Genomic DNA, 18,045 nt, shown 5'->3' on the forward strand with positions numbered 1-18,045 from the left:
ATGGTCCGGACAACCGGTGCGCCTGGCCCGGTGGAGGGGGGAAATGATCGTGACTGTTTTGGTCGTGGTGGCCGTTGTCATGCTGGTGATGGCGGTTGTGTGCGCCTGGCTCGTGCGTCGGGCTTGGCGGCGTGCCTGGGCCGATCTGGGTTGGCAGGCATCCGGGTACGGCCAGGGGATTGGGCAGCGGTACGGTGCGGGGCCGGCGATCAGCGGTACGGGTGCGGCATCAGCGGCAGCAGGCGCCGGCATGGCGTCCAGCGGTTCGTCCTGGTACGCAGCGGGTGACGCCTGCGACCCCTCGCCGTCCGGTTCTTGCGGCGGTTCCTCCTCCTGCTCCGGCGGCGGCTCGTCGTCCTGCGGCTCGTCGTCCTGCGGCTCGTCGTCCTGCAGCTCGTCGTCCTGCGGCAGCAGTTCGTCGTCCTGCGGCAGTTCCTGTTGAGGGCTGGGTGTGCGGAGGCTGATGGGGGCGGGGGCAGCCGCCGGCAACGGGTCAGTGTGAGTACTGAAACACCCGGCGACAGCTGACCGGACACGCGAATCGATGTAGCCTCCGTGGACGACCGCCCTTGACCTGCACAAAGCAGGCAGGGAGCAGACATGTCGGGAGTTTCCTCCTGCTTCGCACCATGTTCAAGTCCAAGATCTAGCGTTTGGGTGTTTCTGCAGGTCAGCGGCTTGATAGCTCCGCTCGAGTCAGCAAACGGTCAGCATCGGGCGCGGGAGCGTCCCAGCTTGCTGACCAGGTGGCCGTCATGACGGGGGACCTGGAGACAGGTGCCTGGCCCCCGCTCGGGAGGTTCGCTGCGTGACTCGACAGCTCGTCCGCGGCATGGCGCCTGAGGGTGCGGGCTGCGTTCGGGACCGAAGCGGCGTGCCTCACGAGCGCAGCAGAGAGCGGTCCAAGCGCGTGGTCATGCGCTGCTTTCAGGTCGGCGATGAACGCCTCGACGTGTCACCGGCCGCATGTGCGCGGAATACCCCGTTCACAGACGGAGACAGCGACCGTCGGAGTGAGCCGCCATCGACCGGATGTGCAGTCCCCTGTGCTTGCCACCGAGCCGGTCAAGGCCGGCCCGGCCCTGCGTCCAGTCGTCCTCGACGCCTCTGCGACCAGAGCACCGCATGGTCGAAGCCGGTAAGCACATGTGCTGGTGGGACAGGGGGTCGTCATGGCGCAACGCCGAGTCGTCGTCACCGGAATCGGTGTCGTGGCACCGGGAGGCACCGGAACCAAGGCGTTCTGGGAGCGCATCACGTCCGGCAGACCGGCGAGCCGTGCTATCACTGCCTTCGACCCGGCCCCGTTCCGTTCGAGGATCGCCTGTGAGTGTGACTTCGACCCGATCGTCGCGGGGCTGACCGAGCAGGACGGCCTGCGCCTCGACCGGGCCGCCCAGATGCTCATGATCGCCGCTCGTGAGGCGCTCGCCGACAGCGAGCCGGGCATCACCCACGACATGGCCCACCGGACCGGGGTCAGCATCGGTAACGCCGTCGGCCTCACCCAGAAGCTGGAACGGGAGTACCTCGCCGTCAGCGACGAGGGGCGGGAATGGACGGTCGACCCCGCCGCGGCCTCCGAGTACCTCTACGACTACTTCGTGCCCAGCTCCCTCGCCGCCGAGGTCGCCTGGTTCGCCGGTGCTGAAGGCCCCGCTTCGGTCGTGTCGGCAGGCTGCACCTCGGGCATCGACGCCACCGGTCACGCCTGGGAACTCATCCGCGAGGGCAGCGCCGACATCATGATCGCGGGAGGAACCGACGCCCCCGTCGCACCCATCACGGTGGCCTGCTTCGACGCGATCAAGGCCACCTCGTCGCGCAACGACGAACCCGAGTCCGCCTCGCGCCCCTTCGACCGGACCCGCAACGGGTTCGTGCTCGGCGAAGGCGCGGCCGTCCTCGTCCTGGAGGAGTTCGGCCGGGCCCGCCGCCGCGGCGCCCACATCTACGCCGAGATCTCCGGATACGCCTCGCACGGCAACGCCCACCACATGACCGGGCTGCGCTCCGACGGGCGGGAGATGGCCGCGGCCATCACCTCGGCGCTCGATCGTGCCCGGCTCGATCCGACCGCCATCGACTACGTCAACGCCCACGGCACGGCGACCCAGCAGAACGACCGGCACGAGACCGCCGCCCTCAAACGCAGCCTGGGCGCCCACGCGCACGCCGTGCCCGTCTCGTCCATCAAGTCCATGATCGGCCACTCGCTGGGCGCCATCGGCGCGATCGAGATCGCCGCCTGCGCGCTGGCCATGGAACACGGAGTCGTACCGCCGACCGCGAACCTGCACCGGCCTGACCCCGAACTCGACCTGGATTACGTACCGCTGACCGCCCGTGAGCAACGACTGGAAACCGTCCTCACGGTCGGCAGCGGCTTCGGCGGGTTCCAGAGCGCGATGGTGCTCAACCAGCAGGACAGGAGGGCCGCGTGACCACCGCCGTAGTGACCGGGACCGGGGTCGTCGCGCCCAACGGCCTGGGGACCGAGGAATTCTGGTCGGCGACGCTGCGGGGCGAGTCCGCCATCACGCCGATCGACCGGTACGACACCGTGCTCTTCCCCAGCCGACTGGCTGGCCAGGTCCGGGACTTCGACGCGGCCGGCCATCTGCCGTCGAGGCTCCTCCCGCAGACCGACCGCATGACCCGGTTCGCGCTCGCCGCGGCCGACTGGGCGCTCGCCGACGCGGCCCTGGGCACCGGGGAGGCGGACCGAACCGGTCTCGGCGTCGTCATGGCCGCCGGGGCCGGCGGGTTCGACTTCGGCCAGAGGGAACTGCAGAACCTCTGGAGCAAGGGGCCTGACCACGTCAGCGCGTACATGTCCTTCGCCTGGTTCTACGCGGTCAACACGGGGCAGATCTCCATCCGGCATGATCTGCGCGGTCCCACCGGGGTCCTGGTGGCCGAACAGGCCGGTGGCGTCGACGCCATCGCCCAGGCCCGGCGCGCCCTGCGCGGCGGAGCCAGGGCAGTCCTCACCGGCGGCATGGAATCGTCCCTCTGCCCGTACGGGATGGCCGCCCGCGTCGCCGCCGGCCGCCTCTCCACCCGCGACGACCCTGGGCGCGCCTATCTGCCCTTCGACCCGGACGCCAACGGCCACGTGCCGGGCGAGGGCGGGGCCGTCCTGGTGCTGGAGGACGAGACCCGGGCCCGGGCGCGCGGAGCGACCGTACTCGGTGAGATCGCGGGGTACGGAACCGCTTTCGACCCGCCGCCGCACTCCGGACGGCCCGGAAACCTCGGTCGCGCCGCCGAACTCGCCCTCGCCGACGCCGGACTCACCACCGACGACGTCGACGTCGTCTTCGCCGACGCCGACGGCTCCGCGGCACGGGACAGCGCCGAGGCGGAAACCCTCGTCCGGCTCTTCGGCCCGTACGGCGTGCCGGTCACCGCGCCCAAGACCATGATCGGTCGCCTCTGCTCCGGCGGCGCCCCCCTCGACGTCGTCCTCGCGCTGCTGGCCCTGCGCGAGGGCGTCATCCCCCCGACCACCGGGGTCACCCTGGGCCATCCGCTCGACCTGGTCCGTGACCGGCCCAGGCCCTTCGACGGCACCACCGCTCTGGTGCTGGCCCGCGGAAGCAACGGATTCAACAGCGCCCTCGTACTGCGCGGGCGAGGAAAGGACCACAAGTGAGTGAGCTCACCCTGCCCCACCTGGTCGACATCCTGCGCGAGTGCGCGGGCGAGGACGAAGCCGTCACCGCCGAAGGCGGAGACATCGGTGACGTCGAACTGGAGTACCTCGGCTACGACTCGCTGGCGGTGATGGAGGCCGCGAGCCGTGTCAAGCGCGAGTACGGCGTCGAACTGCCGGACGACGCGCTGGCGGAGATCCGGACCCTCAACCGGTTCGTGGCCGCCGTCAACGAGGCTCTGGCATCTGCCGCGGCACAGCGGTCCGCCTGACCCGGCGGCTTCGATGGACCGGCTCTTCATCGCCGCCACCGGCAGCTGGTTGCCTCCCCGGATCCGCACCGAGGACGCCGTCGCCGACGGCCGGTGCTCCGCGTCCCTCGCGCGGAGCACCGGCAGTGTCTCGGTCGCCGTCGCAGGGGAGGAGTCCGCTCCGCAGATGGCCGTCGGCGCCGCCCGCAGGGCACTGCAGCGGGCGGGTGCCCTCCCCGGCGACATCAGCCTTGTGCTGCACGCCAGCTTCTTCCACCAGGGGCATGATCTGTGGGCCCCCGCCTCCTACGTCCAGCGGGCAGCCCTCGGCAACAGCTGTCCCGCCATGGAGGTCCGGCAGGTCTCCAACGGCGGCATGGCGGCACTCGAGCTGGCCTCGGCCTACCTTGCCGCGGACCCGGGGCGCTCGGCGGCCCTGATCACGACGGCGGACAAGTTCTGCCCGCCCGGCTTCGACCGCTGGCACAGCGACCCCGGCACGGTCTACGGAGACGGCGCCACCGCCCTCGTCCTGTCCCGCCACCGCGGCTTCGCCCGCATCCGCAGCCTCGCAACCGTCTCCGTGCCGGAGCTGGAAGGGATGCACCGGGGCGACGACCCCTTCCAGGACACGCCGTTCAGCCATCGGCCCCAGGTGGACCTCGAGGCCTGCAAGAGGGCCTTCCTGGCCACCACGGGGGTCTCCTACGCCGTGTCCAAGGTCGCCGCCGCCCAGGAGGCCGTCGTCAAGCAGGCCCTGGCCGAGGCGGAACTCGAACTCACCGACATCGACCGGATCGCCCTGCCCCACCTGGGACGGCGCCGGCTCCAGGCCGCCTACTTCGGCCCTCTGGACATCGACCCGCAGCGCACGACCTGGCCCTGGAGCCGGCAGGTCGGGCACCTGGGCGCCGGTGACCCCTTCGCCGGACTCGACCATCTGACCGTCTCGGGGGCGCTGGGCCCCGGCGACACCTGTCTGCTGATCAGCGTGGGAGCCGGGTTCACCTGGTCCTGCGCCGTGCTCGACGTTCTGGAACGCCCGGAGTGGGTGGAGCGGCCGTGAACCAAGGAACGAACGGATACGGAGGAGGGGGACAGTGGCGAACCGTCGGGCGATGGTGCTACTACTGCCGGGGCAGGGGGCACAGCACGTACGGATGGCTGCGGGGTTGTATGGCAGCGAACCGGTGTTCACCGCAGCCCTGGATGAAGTCCTCGACGCCGTCGACACCTGCGAGGCGGGCGAAGGCGAGCGGCTCAGAGCCGACTGGCTGACCGACCGCCCGTCCGTGGACCTCGACCACGTCACCCGCTCCCAGCCGCTCCTCTTCGCCGTCGACCTCGCGCTGGGCCGGCTCGTGCAGAGCTGGGGCGGGCGTCCCGACGCCCTGCTCGGCCACAGCATCGGTGAGCTGGCCGCAGCCGTACTGGCCGAGGTCTTCACTCTGCGGGACGCGACCCGACTCGTGTGCGACCGGATCAGGTCGCTCGCCGCCGGTCCGCCTGGCGGCATGCTCGCCGTCGCCGCCACACAGGAGGAGGTCGAGCCGTTCCTCGGCGGCGACGTCGTCGTGGGCGCGGTCAACGCACCGCGGCAGACCGTCCTGGCCGGCCCCGATCCCGCGCTGGAACTTACCCAGAAGGAGCTGACGGAGCACGCGTTCACCTGCCGGCGACTGCCGTCCCTCAGCCCCTTCCACAGTCCCGCACTGGCTCCGGCCGTCGCCGGAAGCGAGCGGATGGTGGCCGCCCTTCCCACCGCGCCGCCGGAGCTCGTCCTGCAGTCCTGCTACACCGCCCGGCCTCTGCGGTACGAGGATGTCGCCGACCCCGGCTACTGGGCGCGGCAGCCCGTCGCCCCGGTGCTCTTCTGGCCCGCGCTCGACGCCCTGCTCACGGGGCGGGACGCCGTCGTGGTGGACGCCGGCCCGGGGCAGACGCTCGCCCAGCTGGCCCGGCGCCACCCGGCCGTACGGGCCGGCCGCAGCGCCGTCGTGCCGCTGCTCCCGGCCCGTCCCGGCCCTCCCGAGCAGGACCGCGCCTTCGTCACGGCCGCCCGGGAGACCCTCGCCGAGTACGACGTCATCGGCGCACGGTCGCGATGACGTAGCGCACCGGGGTGCTGATGGTCAGCGGCCCCTCACCGTCCCGCATGGTGTCGAGGGCGGTGACGAGGCGTTTCCGCAGCCGTGCGCTCTCCTCCTCGGGCAGATGCGTCCACAGCAGCCGCATGCCCTGGGTGTGGGACCAGTCCACCCACGCCTCGCCGGAGACGGCGATCAGCTCGACCGGCTCGTCCACCACCTCGACGTCGGTGAAGCCCGCCTTCTCCATGGTCCGCCGCAGATCCGTGGCCTGCCCCAGCCAGCTGTTGAACCGGCGTTGCAGCGCCTCCGGCTGCCATTCGGCCGGCAGGTTCGCCAGCAGTGACCGCGGGATCAGCTCGGTGAACACCGGGGGCAGGAACGGGAACGTGTCGTCTGTGAAGACCGGACTCGTGAACGCGATGCGGCCGCCGTCGGCCAGCAGCCGCGCGTAGCGGGCCAGCGCCGCCGGCGCGTCGGGCAGGAAGATCAGGCTGTAGCTGCCCAGCACCAGATCGAAGGAGCGCGGCGGCAACTCCGGCCGCTCACCATCCATCACCCGCAACTCCACATGCGCGGCACCCAGCCGCTCCGCCTCCCGCCGCGCCTCCTCCACCATCGCCGGCGCGATGTCGATGCCCAGCACGGAACCCGTGGGCCCGGTCATCGAGGCCGCCGGGAACAGAGCCGCGCCCCGGCCGCAGCCCACGTCGAGCACCCGGTCGCCGGACCGCGGACCGGTCCGTTCGACCAGTCGCCGTCCCATCGGGGTGAAGAACTCGACACCCATCCTGTCGTAGTGGGCGGCTGCCCGGTCGAACGCCCGGGCGACTTCAGCCTTGTACGCCGTGTCGTCTACCTTGCCGTCAGTGTTCGCTGCCATAGGGCGCAGCGTGCGGATGGTCTCTCGTACCCGCGTCGTGCCCGGCTGGAACGCCGCTCCACCGCCCCTACAGCGGAAGCCGAGGCAGCCGACAGCGGCCCCGCCTAGCGTGGGCGCCCGTCACTTGGCAGACAGGTCACGGGGGAAGGAACGACGTTCACGTGGGACAGCTGACCCGTCGTCATATATTGCGAGTTGCGGCCGCGACAGGCGGAGCCGCCGCGCTGACCGGCCTCGACGGCCCCGTCGAGGCAGCCGCCGAACGGCCCGGGCCGGACTGCCGTCCGGTATCGGGCGTCGTCACCGTGGGCCCGGACGACTTTCGGTACCCGAGCCTGAACAAGAGTCACAACGGACGGTTCACGCCCCGCCCCGACGCCATCCTCGCCGTGTACTCGGCTGAACAGGCCGTCCGGGCCGTCGAAGACGCCGTACAGGCCGGCAAACGGATCGCCGTCCGCAGCGGAGGCCACTGCTACGAGGACTTCGTCACCTCGGCCGACGTCCGGATCGTCCTCGACGTCTCACAGCTGAACCAGGTCTCCTTCGACTCCGAGCACCAGGCCTTCTCCGTCGAGGCGGGCGCCACCCTCGGCAAGGTCTACAAGGACCTCTACTACGGCTGGGGCGTCACCATCCCGGGCGGCAGTTGCCCCAGCGTCGGTGTCGGCGGACACATCGCCGGCGGCGGCTATGGCAACCTCTCGCGACGGCACGGCATGGTGGTCGACCACCTGTACGGCGTGGAGGTGGTCGTCGTCGACCGGGCGGGGAAGGCCCGCCGAGTGGTCGCGACCCGCCGCTCCGACGACCCGCACCGGGACCTGTGGTGGGCGCACACCGGAGGCGGTGGCGGCAACTTCGGTGTCGTGCTGCGCTATCTGCTGCGCTCCCCGCAGGCTCGCGGGAGGCAGCCGGGCGGCCTGCTGCCCAGGCCACCGGCCACCGCCCCGGGCCTGGTCGCGACGTGGCAGTGGGCGCAGACCGACGAACGCGCCTTCACCACCCTCGTGCGCAACCACGGCAGTTGGCACGAGCGCCATCCGCAGACCGAGATCTTCAGTTCTCTCGCACTCACCCACCGGGCCACCGGAACCTTCCAGCTCCTCGTCGGGGTGAACGGCGAACGGCCGGACACCGGCCGGCTCATGGACGACTACGTCGAGCAGGTCACCGCCGGCGTCGGAACACCCGCCGAGACGACGCGCAGCGACCAGCCCTGGCTCACCGCCACGCTCGGCGCCGCAACCTACGCCGGCGGCACCCCCTTCAAGTCCAAGGCCGCCTTCCTGCGCAGGAGGTGGACCGACCGGCAGATCGGCGTCGTCCACCAGTACCTCACGGACGGCGACACCCGCTGGGGCACCTCCGTCCACGTCACCTCGTTCGGCGGCGAGATCAACGCCGTGGCGCCGGACGCCACGGCCTTCCCGCACCGTGACGCGCTGTTCAGCGTGACCTACGGCCACTACTGGACCGACCCCGAGGACCGCGCGGAGATCGAGTGGATCCGCCGCTTCTACCAGGAGGTCCACGCGGAAACCGGTGGAGTGCCCGTCCCGGGCGACGCCAACGGCGGGTGTTACGTCAACTACCCCGACGCCGACCTCGCCGATCCGAAGTGGAACATTTCCGGCGTCCCCTGGCACACCCTGTACTACCGCGACAACTACCCCAGGCTGCAACGAATCAAAGCCCGCTGGGATCCCAGGGACATCTTCCGCCACGCCCTGTCCGTCCGCCCCCAGGCCTGAGGAGGGACCCCCCCAAAGTGGAACTCATCGGCAGCGGATTCCTCGCCCGCCGTCTGCGGCCCCTGAGCGACCGGCACCCCGAGGTGACCGTGCTGGCTGCCGGAGTACCGCGCCATCCGTTGCCGGAGTCCGCTCACGAGCGGGAGCGCCGGCTCGTCGGCGACGCCGTGGCCCGCTGTGTCGCCGGCGGCCGCCGACTCGTCTTCTTCTCCACGGTCTCCATGTACGGAGCGCCCGGCTGCCGGGGCCTCGAAGACGAGCCGGTCACTCCGGCGCTTCCCTACGGACAGCACAAGCTCGACCTGGAGAACCTCATCAGGGACGCCGGAGTGCGCCATCTGATCCTGCGGCTCGGCTATGTCCTCGGCCCGGGCGAGCCGGAGTACCGCCTGCTGTCCGTACTGATCCGCCACCTGCTGGCCGGGCGGGTCACCGTCCAGCAGGGAGCCCGCCGCGACCTGCTCCACGTCGACGACTTCGTTGCGCTCTTCGACCAGTTGCTGAGCACCGGTGTCGAGGACGAGACCGTCAACGTGGCCTCCGGGGACTGCGTGCCGGTCGCCGACATCCTCGACCATCTCGAACTGCGGCTCGGCACCCGGGCCGAGCGGCACACCGCCGGGCACAGCGTCTCCCACTGTCCCTCGGTGACCAAGCTCCACCGGCTGGTGTCCGCGGGGGCGGTGCGCGCGTTCGGCCCCGGCTACTTCCGCACCGCCATCGACCGCTACATCGCCGCCCAACCGCACCGAGCCGGCCTGCCGGCCGGGCCGACACCCTGAGGAGAAGGACCCCATGACCAGCGAAGCCGGCGTCACGCTCCCGTGCCTGGCCGATCTCAGTGCCCCGGTGACCCCCGAGGGACATCAGCTCCTGGACATCCTCGACCCGCATCTGCCACGCATCGCCGCAGCCGCCGCCGACCACGACCGTGACGGCACCTTCCCCGTCGAGGCATTCCGGGCGCTGGCCGCCGACTCGGTGCTGTCCGCCACTGTGCCGCGCGGTTTCGGCGGCCTGGGACTCAGCAGCGTCCACGACGTGGCACTGGCCGTCATGCGGGTCGCCGAGGCCGACGCCGCCACCGCGCTCTGCCTCCACATGCAGCTGTGCCGGGGCATCACCATGTCCTACGAGCTCCGCCACGCCGACCCCGCCGGAAAGGCCCTCGCCGAACGGATCCTGTGGCTGATGGGCACCGGCGGCGCGGTCATCGGCGGCGCCCTGAAGGACGCGGGCCGGACCACCGAGCTGCGCCCCGGCGAGGAAGGCGGCTGGCTGCTGCACGGCCGGAAGATCCTCGTCTCCATGGCCCCGTTCGCCACCCACTTCGTGGTGGCCACGCGCACCCGGCCGGAGTCCGGCCCGGCCCGGCTGGCCTCCGCCTTCCTCGCGGCCGACACACCGGGGCTGACCGTCCCGGACAACTGGGACGGCATGGGCATGCGAGCCTCGGCCAGTTCCGAGGTGGTCTTCGACGACTGTCCGGTGCCGGAGGCGGACCTCTTCCTGCGCGGGCCGGCCGGCGAGGTCAACCACGCCGCGATGGCCGGGCAGACGGTCAGTTCCATCGGGCTGCTCGGCGTGTACGCGGGCATCGCGCAGTCCGCCCGGAACCTGGCCGTCGCAGGGGTCAGGCGCCGCGGGGGCGTCCCGGCCGCCGCCGTACGTACCCTCGTCGCCGAGATGGACGTCAAGCTGTATTCCCTGCGCACCGCGCTTGGTGCCGCCCTGCTGCACACCGACCACCACTCCGGCCGGACCGCCCATGACCCCTCCGAACGCGGGCTGCGGATGATCGCCCCCTTCCAGTACGCCAAGCTGGTCGTCAACCGCAACGCCGCAGCCGTCGTCGAGGACTGTATGACGCTCGCCGGCGGCGCCTCCTTCACCGCGGGACACCCGCTGTCCCGGTGCTACCGGGACGTACGGGCCGGCTGGTTCATGCAGCCGTTCACCTACGCGGACGCCATCGACCACCTGAGTGCTCAGGCGCTGGACCTGGAGTCCTGAGCAGGCAGTACAGGGCCGGGGCCCCGGGAGGAGGGTTCACCTCCCGGGGCCCCGGCGTGTACGCCCGGGTTCAGCCGACGACCGGGAACAGCTTGTCGTCGTCCAGACGCTGTCCCGGACGCATGTGGGACAGGTACCCGTCCGTGACGCCGGGCAGATAGGTGGTGCCGTCGTCCATGAAGATCACGCCGTGACCGATCCGGCGTTCGTCGGTGTCGTTGGCCCCCGCCATGTGAACCGTACGGCAGTGGTGGAAGGCCACGTCACCGGCGCGCAGTGGCACCGTGACCCGGGGCTGCCAGGGGTAGTCGGGCCAGATGTCCTCCGGCGGCCTGAAGTGTTCGAAGCTGGTCATGTGTACCAGCCGCTCCGACTCCTTGCGCAGATGGGAGCCGGGCACATAGCTCAGGCACCCGCGCTCCACGGGCACGTCGACGAGCGCTATCCAGGCGGTCAGCGTCAGCGACAGACCAGCCATGGGCAAACCCGCCTCGTCGTCGTGGACCAAGGTCGGCAGGGCCTTGCGCGGCTCCTTGACCAGCACCTCGCTGCTGTAGAGCCGCAGTGGGCCGCCGGCCAGCCGGGCGGCGATCCCGGACAGGCCGGGATGGAGCGCCAGAGCGCGCAGCGTCTCGTCCTTGCGCCAGGCCTGGGTCACGTAGTTGACCTCGACCTGGCCGCCGTCCTCCCCGCCCGCCCAGATTTCCATGTCCCGTTCCAGGAGGGCCTCCGAGGCGGCGCGGTAGGTCGACACCTCCTCGGCGGAGAGCACCTGGGGGATGTGCACAAAACCGTCGTCACGGTAGCGGCGAACGGTGTCCTCGGACAGATTCTCGGCGGTGGTCAGCTCGCTCAGGGGCGGCACGTGACGATCTCCTTCGAGTTTCGCTCCCGTGGGGAGCACGTTTCAGGGGGCAGAGGGCCGAGTGAGCGCACCGATGAACAGTCCGCGGCCACCGTGCATTCCGTCCACGTAGTCGACGGTCAGGCCGGCGGCGGTGAACGCCGCCTCGTACTGTGCCCGGGTGAACAGGCTGATCAGATGCGTCTCGTTGAAGTGCCGTACGCCCGCCTCTGGATCCGCGACGAGATAGTGCACGTCCATCCGCGACGCGTTCCCCCGGCGCACCGAATGGGAGACCCGCGCCAGCGTCCGGCCCGCCACGGTGGCCGCACCGCCGGCGACGTGGCCGTCCAGGAACGTCTCGGGGAACCACCAAGGGTCGATCGCGACGACTCCGCCGGCGTCCAGATGGCGGGCGAACCGGGCCAGCGTGGCGTCGAGTTCGGCCGCTGACGGGAGATAGCCGATCGAGCCGAACATGCAGGTGACCGCAGAGAAGGTGGAGTCCAGCGCGAAGTCGCGCATGTCCCCGGTGTGCACGGTCACCCCGGGAAGCCGCCGCCGCGCGGCCGCGGCCATCGGCGCCGACAGCTCCAGCCCTTCGACCCGCTCGAACTCCGTGCGGAAGTGCCGCAGGTGTGCCCCCGTACCGCAGGCGATATCCAGCAGCGACCGGGCGCCCGGCAGCAGGGCCCGGATCCGGCGGGCGATGTCAGACGCCTCCGCGGCGTAGTCCTTGCCCCTGCTCTCGTGCATCAGCTCGTAGACCTCGCTGGCCTCAGCGCCGTACAAAGCAACTCCCACCTGCTCGCCCGAACCCTCGCGTCCCGCCATCCTCGGAACGCCGCCTAGAAGGCACGCCGAGACCCGCTGGAGCCGGGGGATGTCGAGCCGTCGTCGACATGGCTGCGAGAGCGGGACGGCAGGCTGTTCACCATGACGAGCTGCCGTATCTGCGGCGGCCGACTTCACGAGTTCGGTGATTTCGGCACGCAGCCGCTGTCCAGCGGGTTCCTCGAGCCCGACTACATCGGGGACGAGTACTTCTTCCGGCTCGCGTTGGGCGTGTGCGCCTCGTGCAGCATGGTCCAGCTGATGGAGGAAGTGCCCCGGCACCTGATGTTCAACGGGCACTACCCGTATCTGTCGTCCGGGTCGTCAGTGATGAGGAAGCACTTCGAGCAGACCGCTCAGCACTTCCTCCGGACCGAGCTGACGTCCCCCGATTCGTTCGCGGTCGAACTCGGCTGCAACGACGGCATCATGCTCCGGGCCTTCGCCGACGCTGGCGTACGGCATCTGGGGGTGGAGCCGTCTCAGAGCGTGGCCGACATCGCCCGGAGGAACGGCATCCGGGTGACGACCGAGTTCTTCCAGGAGTCCACGGCGACCGAGATACGCGAAGCCGAGGGAAGGCCCGCGCAGTTGGTCTACGCCGCCAACACCATCTGCCACATCCCGTACGTGGACTCGATCTTCCGCGGGGTCGACGCCCTGCTCGCCGACGACGGCGTCTTCGTCTTCGAGGACCCCTATCTCGCCGACATCGTCGACAAGACGGCCTACGACCAGATCTACGACGAGCACTTCTACTTCTTCAGCGTCACCTCGGTCTCCGCCATGGCGCAGCGGTTCGGTTTTGAACTGGTCAACGCCGAGCGTCTGCCGGTGCACGGCGGGGAGGTTCGCTACACGATCGCCCGCCAGGGGCGGCGCACCCCCGATCCCTCGGTGGCGGCGCTGCTCGCCGAGGAGAAGGTCAGGCGTCTGGCCGACCTGGACACTCTGAACGCCTTTTTCCGGAACGTCGAGAAGTCCCGCGACGATCTGGTGGAGCTGCTCCGGCAGCTGAAGGCGGAGGGCCGCAGGGTGGTCGGGTACGGGGCCACCGCGAAGAGCGCCACCGTGGCCAACTACTGCGGTATCGGTCCCGATCTGGTGTCGTTCGTCTCCGACACGACCCCGAACAAGCAGGGCCGGCTGACCCCTGGTTCGCACATCCCGGTGCGTCCGCGGTCCGCGTTCGAGAACCCGTATCCCGACTACGCGCTGCTCTTCGCGTGGAACCACGCTGAGGAGATCATCGCGAAGGAGGTCCGCTTCCGGGAGGCGGGCGGGAAGTGGATCCTGTACGTCCCGCACGTTCAGGTGGTGTGACCACAGGTGTGTGGCGGAGGACGGTCCCCCGCCACACATCATGCGCAAGCGAAGCTGTCAGGAGACGGACAGGTGGCCGCCGCCGTCGCACATGGCGGCACTCGCCGCGACGGCGGGCCGCGCCCCCTCGGCCCGCTCCCGAGGTGCGCCGCGCGTGTCCAGCGCGGCGTGGGCGATGGTGGAGTCCAGCCGCGACCGGGCGTACCGCCAGGTCAGGGGCGGATAGGCATAGTGGATGCCGTCATGGTCGTAACGGACGATCCGCAGCAGGTAGCTGTTGACGAAACGTTGCAGCACGCGTTCGACCGTGGCGACTTCACAGCCGAGCAACTCGGCCGCGGCGGAGGCGGTGAAGGCGTCGGCGGGCAGCATGCTCAGCAGCCGGAACGTGGCCTGCTCCGAGGAGTTGAGCCGGTCGTAGACGGCGTCGAAACCGGCCTTCACGTTAAGGTCGCCGAGTCTGAGTTCGGCCAGAACATCCTGAGATCTTCCGATTTGGTCCGCGACCCGGGTCAGCGGCAGCCCGGGCATAGCCGCCAGCCGCCCTCCGATGCAGCGCAGTGCCAGCGGCAAGCCTCCGCTCAGTGCCACCAGCCGGTCGGCGGCCTCCGGCTCCCGCTCGATCCGTCGGCGCCCGATCAGCGAGGCGAGCAGGTCCAGGCCCTCGGGCAGGGCCAGTACCTGCAGATCGACGCTCTGAGCCCCGGCCAGGCCGTGCAGCCGCCACCGACTCGTCAGGATCACCCCGCAGCGTGGGCCACCGGGCAGCAACGGGCGAAGGTCGGCGAGCGACGAGGCGTCGTCGAGCACCAGCAGCAGCCTCCGGGACACGGTGATCGACCTGAGCAGTTTGCTGCACTCCTCCAAGCCCTCCGGAATGTGCGAGTCCCGGACCCCCAGAGAGCGCAGTACCTCATGGAAGACGTCCCTGATGTCCCGGGGGGTGTCGGACGATCCGGCCAGCTCGACATGGAGCTGTCCGTCCTCGAACCGGTGGCGCAGCTGGTGGGCGAGGTGTACGGCGAGCGCCGTCTTGCCCACCCCGGGCATGCCGGCGATCACCACGACCCGGGTCGCGGTGCCGTGCGGTTCGTCGGGGGCCAGATGCGCGGTGATCTCGGTGAGAGTAGTGGCCCGGCCAGTGAAGTCGGCGACATCCGGCGGGAGTTCTGCCGGCACGGTCACGGGCGACAAGGGGACGGTCACCGGTGGGTCGGCCGGCAGCTCGCGGGCCGGGGGAGCACCCGTACGGTCCCCGGCCATGGGCGTCTCGCGGAGTGCCGGGGTGGCGGCTTTGTGCACGGAGCGGGTCTCCGGATCACCGCCCCGGTCCGCTGCAGGCTGGGGGAGCGCCGCGGCATGGGCCGGCGGCATGGTCTGCCGGGTTTCGAACGGCGGACCGATCGGGGAGTCCTCGAGCAGCGCCTGGTGCAACTGCCGTAATTCCTCACCGGGTTCGAGTCCAAGGTCCTCGATCATGTTGCGTCGCAGTGCCCGGAACGCCTCCAGCGCCTCGTGGCGCCGTCCGGAACGGTGCAGGGCGATCATGAGGGATGCGTGCAGATGCTCATGCAGGGGGTGAGTGAGCACCAGGGACTTGAGCTCGCTCACCAGTTCCCGGTGATGGCCGAGCTGGAGGTCGGCCTCGATGCGCAGTTCCAGGATCCGGGACCGGAACTCCTCGAGTCGAGTGGCGTACGAGGAAAGCAGTGTGCCCTGGTCCACGTCCACCAGGGCCGGTGCCTGCCACATGGAAAGAGCCTCGTGCAGGATGTCATGAGCCCGCGTGGCATTTCCCGCTTCGAGCGCGGCCTGTCCCTCCGCTGCCGCACGCTCCACACGGTAAATATCGATGGAGGAGTTTGGTATTTCGAATACGTAGCCGCCCGGGCGGGTATGGAGAAGATCTTTCCCGCCGTGTCGTAAAAGAATTTTACGAAGCTTGTATACGTAGGTTTGGAGCGTGGTCAGGGCGCTCGCCGGAGGGCCGTTCTCCCAAAGCTCGTCGATCAACTCGCTGGTCTGCACAACTGCGTTGCGCCGCATGATCAGCAGGGCGATGACCTGGCGGGGCTTGGGCGCGGTCGGGGCTATGTTGCGTCCTTTGTCGAGCATCTCCAAGGGTCCGAGAACCCGGAAGTCCATGTGGCGTTCCCCCAGTTTGTCAGCAGCTGGTCGAGTTGCTGATGCAAGTGATTGGAAGGGTAGGTTCCTGATACACCTCTGTCAATGGCTGTTCAAATTTTGACCAAGAGAGGGAAAAGCATTTGACGGGCTGCTGCTGTGATGTTCTGCCCGACGCGCCCTGTGTAAAGTCGAGATAAATCGCAGGGGGCACTGTCTATATTCGGCCACGGGTCGTTCCAGAGGGCCAGGCGGTGCCCGCGGCACACGTGGTCGATCGAACGTCGAAAGGGAGTTCACCGTGACATCAGCCGGGCTGTGACATGCCGCTGACTTGCCATGCGCACCCTGTGCCCGGCGACACGCAACGCCCACGCCCGCGAACTCGCGCACGCACGTGGGAGGTTGCGACGTCGTCGTGAACAGGACACGCGTGGCGGTTGCCTTTCCGGTTCAGCTGCGGGCGCCGTCCTCGGCGTATTCCTTCGCACGCACCATGGTGGCGGTGCTGTTGCGGCCGAGTGCGTCGCGGATGAAGGCCCGAGCCTCGGCGATCCCGGCGCCCGCGCCCAGGACGGCGCCGATCGCCTCCGGGTTGACGACCACCGTGTGCCTGCTGGTGATCACGGTGTCCTCGCCGTCCTCCCGGACCGTCCACTCACCCGTGTGTGCGGTCATCAGGGCCGGGGTCAGCAACTGCTTGTAGACGATCCGGTCGTACGGGAAACAGATGCGAACGGAGCGGGTGGTGTGGGTGGAGCCGTCCGCCGTGCGGGTGTCCATCTCCAGTACCTGTTGCTGTGGGACGTCCTCGGTGAACTGTACCCGGGCAACGTGAGGCAACCGGTCGGGCCAGCGGTCGGCCCGGTCGAGGAAGTCGTACACGTCCTTGGCGGCGCCGGCGGCCCGCACGCTGTCGGAGAACGACAACAGCAGCCCGGCCCGCCGCTCCCGCGTCTCTGCCGCGTCCCGCAGTGCCGCCAGTTCCTTGTCGCTGTTGCGGTCCACGGCCTGGCGGATCCACTCCACCCGCGCCGGGTCGTCGTCGACCGCGCGGAAATCGTGCAGCAGCCGGACCAGGGTGCCGCCCCCCGGCTGGGGCTCCAGCACCCACGCGCCGCCCATCGCGGCCACCGGATGCCGGGACACCTCCTGCCGGAACCGTATCCGCAGGCCCGCACGGTCCAGCTCCCGCCGGGACACCCAGCCTTTCACCTCGCCGTTGGCCGTCGCCCAGATCCGGATGCGCTCACTGTCCCCGGACCGTTCGATCCGTTCGGCGTGGACGGTGGGCGGGAACGTCACCGGCCAGTCGCAGACGTCGTCGATCAGTCCGTACACCACTTCTGGGGCGGCTGCCACGGTGATGTGGTGCTCGGTCTCGTGCGTCACCGGCTCTGTCATGGGTCCCCTCTCCCTGCATCCGTGCTCAGTAGTTGCCGAGGCCGCCGCAGACGTTGAGCGCCTGCGCGGTGATCGAGGCGGCCGTGTCGGTGACCAGGTAGCCGACCAGACCCGCGACCTCCTCCGGAGTGGAGTACCGACCGAGCGGGATCTTCGCCTGGAACCGGTTCAGGACGTCGTCCTCCGAGGTCTCCCAGAACTCCGCGTAACCCTGGCGGACCCGCTGCGCCATGGGTGTCTCGACGTAACCGGGGCAGACCGCGTTCACGGTCACTCCCGTCTTGGCCAGCTCCAGACCCAGGGCCTTGGTGAAGCCGACAACACCGTGCTTCGAGGCCGAGTAGGGGGCGCCGAACATCACCCCCTGCTTGCCTCCGGTGGAGGCGATGTTCACGATCCGGCCGGCGCCCCGCTCCAGCATCCCGCCCGTCGTGAGGACCTCCCGGGTCATGCGGAACACGCTGTCGAGATTGGTCTCCATCACGTCCCGCCACAGCTCGTCGGAGATCTGGGCGGTGCTCCCGCCGCCGCTGCGACCCGCGTTGTTCACCAGCACACCGATCGGCCCGTAGCGCTCGACCGCGGCCTCGGCCAACGCGTGGATCTGTTCCGTGGAGCGCACGTCGCAGGTACGCCCGTCCACCTCGTGCCCCTCTTTGCGCAGTCGCTCGACAGCCGCGTCCACCTGCGTCGCGTCGCGGGCGCACAGGAAGACCTGATGGCCGCGCTCGGCCAGCAGGGATGCGACCGCCGCGCCGATACCACTGGTCGCGCCGGTCACCACGGCGACGCCTGGATCCTTACTCGTCATGCCATCCCCTCACCAGAGCGGTGATCGTGACGGCCCAGGCTGCCAGCGGTCCCTCGTAC

At 70.0% G+C, this 18,045-nt stretch carries 16 protein-coding genes; 10 read left to right on the plus strand and 6 right to left on the minus strand.

Features of this window, described 5'->3' with window-relative positions; all coding sequences use genetic code 11:
• Positions 1-315 precede the first annotated feature (315 nt).
• The 6 genes from AC07F0_RS07925 (at position 316) to AC07F0_RS07950 (ending at position 6,017) form a co-directional block, all read left to right on the plus strand.
• On the plus strand, positions 316-528 hold the full coding sequence (locus tag AC07F0_RS07925; protein WP_478975667.1) for a hypothetical protein: 213 nt from the start codon (positions 316-318) through the stop codon (positions 526-528).
• Between the two features lie 644 nt (positions 529-1,172).
• On the plus strand, positions 1,173-2,444 hold the full coding sequence (locus AC07F0_RS07930; protein WP_478975670.1) for a beta-ketoacyl-[acyl-carrier-protein] synthase family protein: 1,272 nt from the start codon (positions 1,173-1,175) through the stop codon (positions 2,442-2,444).
• Positions 2,441-3,658, plus strand: a complete 1,218-nt coding sequence (locus AC07F0_RS07935; RefSeq protein ID WP_478975673.1) for a ketosynthase chain-length factor — start codon at positions 2,441-2,443, stop codon at positions 3,656-3,658. Before AC07F0_RS07930 ends, AC07F0_RS07935 begins: the two co-directional genes overlap by 4 nt.
• Entirely contained in the window at positions 3,655-3,930 is a 276-nt protein-coding gene (locus AC07F0_RS07940) for an acyl carrier protein (protein ID WP_478975676.1), read from the plus strand. Before AC07F0_RS07935 ends, AC07F0_RS07940 begins: the two co-directional genes overlap by 4 nt.
• A 13-nt stretch (positions 3,931-3,943) precedes the next feature.
• Positions 3,944-4,975 (plus strand): ketoacyl-ACP synthase III family protein, encoded by a 1,032-nt coding sequence (locus AC07F0_RS07945; protein ID WP_478975679.1) that lies wholly within the window; start codon positions 3,944-3,946, stop codon positions 4,973-4,975.
• A gap of 94 nt (positions 4,976-5,069) precedes the next feature.
• The gene (locus AC07F0_RS07950; RefSeq protein ID WP_478975682.1) at positions 5,070-6,017 is read left to right on the plus strand and encodes an acyltransferase domain-containing protein; all 948 of its coding nucleotides are present in this window, start codon (positions 5,070-5,072) and stop codon (positions 6,015-6,017) included.
• Here AC07F0_RS07950 and AC07F0_RS07955 read toward each other — a convergent pair.
• Positions 5,995-6,879 carry a class I SAM-dependent methyltransferase gene (locus AC07F0_RS07955; protein WP_478975685.1) on the minus strand — a complete coding sequence of 295 codons (885 nt, stop codon included), beginning with the start codon at positions 6,877-6,879 and terminating at the stop codon, positions 5,995-5,997. The two genes, AC07F0_RS07950 and AC07F0_RS07955, sit on opposite strands and share 23 nt — an antisense overlap.
• A 161-nt stretch (positions 6,880-7,040) precedes the next feature.
• On the opposite strand from AC07F0_RS07955, the gene AC07F0_RS07960 reads away from it, so the two are divergent.
• Genes AC07F0_RS07960 through AC07F0_RS07970 form a run of 3 tightly spaced genes read left to right on the plus strand, consistent with a single transcriptional unit; the run spans position 7,041 to position 10,646 of the window.
• The gene (locus tag AC07F0_RS07960; protein WP_478975687.1) at positions 7,041-8,633 is read left to right on the plus strand and encodes an FAD-binding oxidoreductase; all 1,593 of its coding nucleotides are present in this window, start codon (positions 7,041-7,043) and stop codon (positions 8,631-8,633) included.
• A 17-nt stretch (positions 8,634-8,650) separates the two neighbouring features.
• Entirely contained in the window at positions 8,651-9,415 is a 765-nt protein-coding gene (locus AC07F0_RS07965) for an NAD-dependent epimerase/dehydratase family protein (RefSeq protein WP_478975690.1), read from the plus strand.
• Between the two features lie 13 nt (positions 9,416-9,428).
• The gene (locus tag AC07F0_RS07970) at positions 9,429-10,646 is read left to right on the plus strand and encodes an acyl-CoA dehydrogenase family protein (RefSeq protein ID WP_478975693.1); all 1,218 of its coding nucleotides are present in this window, start codon (positions 9,429-9,431) and stop codon (positions 10,644-10,646) included.
• Positions 10,647-10,716: 70 nt separating this feature from the next.
• Here the strand turns inward: AC07F0_RS07970 and AC07F0_RS07975 are convergent, their stop codons facing one another.
• Both AC07F0_RS07975 and AC07F0_RS07980 read right to left on the minus strand, forming a co-directional pair.
• Positions 10,717-11,511, minus strand: a complete 795-nt coding sequence (locus tag AC07F0_RS07975) for a phytanoyl-CoA dioxygenase family protein (RefSeq protein ID WP_478975696.1) — start codon at positions 11,509-11,511, stop codon at positions 10,717-10,719.
• A 42-nt stretch (positions 11,512-11,553) separates the two neighbouring features.
• Positions 11,554-12,324: a class I SAM-dependent DNA methyltransferase gene (locus AC07F0_RS07980; protein WP_478975698.1), complete on the minus strand. Its 771-nt coding sequence runs from the start codon at positions 12,322-12,324 to the stop codon at positions 11,554-11,556.
• Between the two features lie 102 nt (positions 12,325-12,426).
• On the opposite strand from AC07F0_RS07980, the gene AC07F0_RS07985 reads away from it, so the two are divergent.
• The gene (locus AC07F0_RS07985) at positions 12,427-13,647 is read left to right on the plus strand and encodes a methyltransferase domain-containing protein (RefSeq protein ID WP_478975701.1); all 1,221 of its coding nucleotides are present in this window, start codon (positions 12,427-12,429) and stop codon (positions 13,645-13,647) included.
• Between the two features lie 57 nt (positions 13,648-13,704).
• Here the strand turns inward: AC07F0_RS07985 and AC07F0_RS07990 are convergent, their stop codons facing one another.
• The 3 genes from AC07F0_RS07990 to fabG all read right to left on the minus strand — a co-directional run bounded on the left by AC07F0_RS07990 (position 13,705) and on the right by fabG (position 17,986).
• A complete protein-coding gene (locus AC07F0_RS07990; RefSeq protein ID WP_478975703.1) occupies positions 13,705-15,792 on the minus strand; it encodes an AfsR/SARP family transcriptional regulator in 2,088 nt (695 codons plus the stop codon).
• 432 nt (positions 15,793-16,224) lie between these two features.
• Positions 16,225-17,175, minus strand: coding sequence for an aromatase/cyclase (locus tag AC07F0_RS07995; protein ID WP_356030616.1), 951 nt, complete (start codon positions 17,173-17,175; stop codon positions 16,225-16,227).
• A gap of 25 nt (positions 17,176-17,200) precedes the next feature.
• Positions 17,201-17,986, minus strand: coding sequence for a 3-oxoacyl-ACP reductase FabG (gene fabG, locus AC07F0_RS08000; RefSeq protein WP_478975706.1), 786 nt, complete (start codon positions 17,984-17,986; stop codon positions 17,201-17,203).
• Positions 17,987-18,045 lie beyond the last annotated feature (59 nt).

The sequence above is a fragment of the Streptomyces sp. NPDC045955 genome (assembly GCF_056430805.1).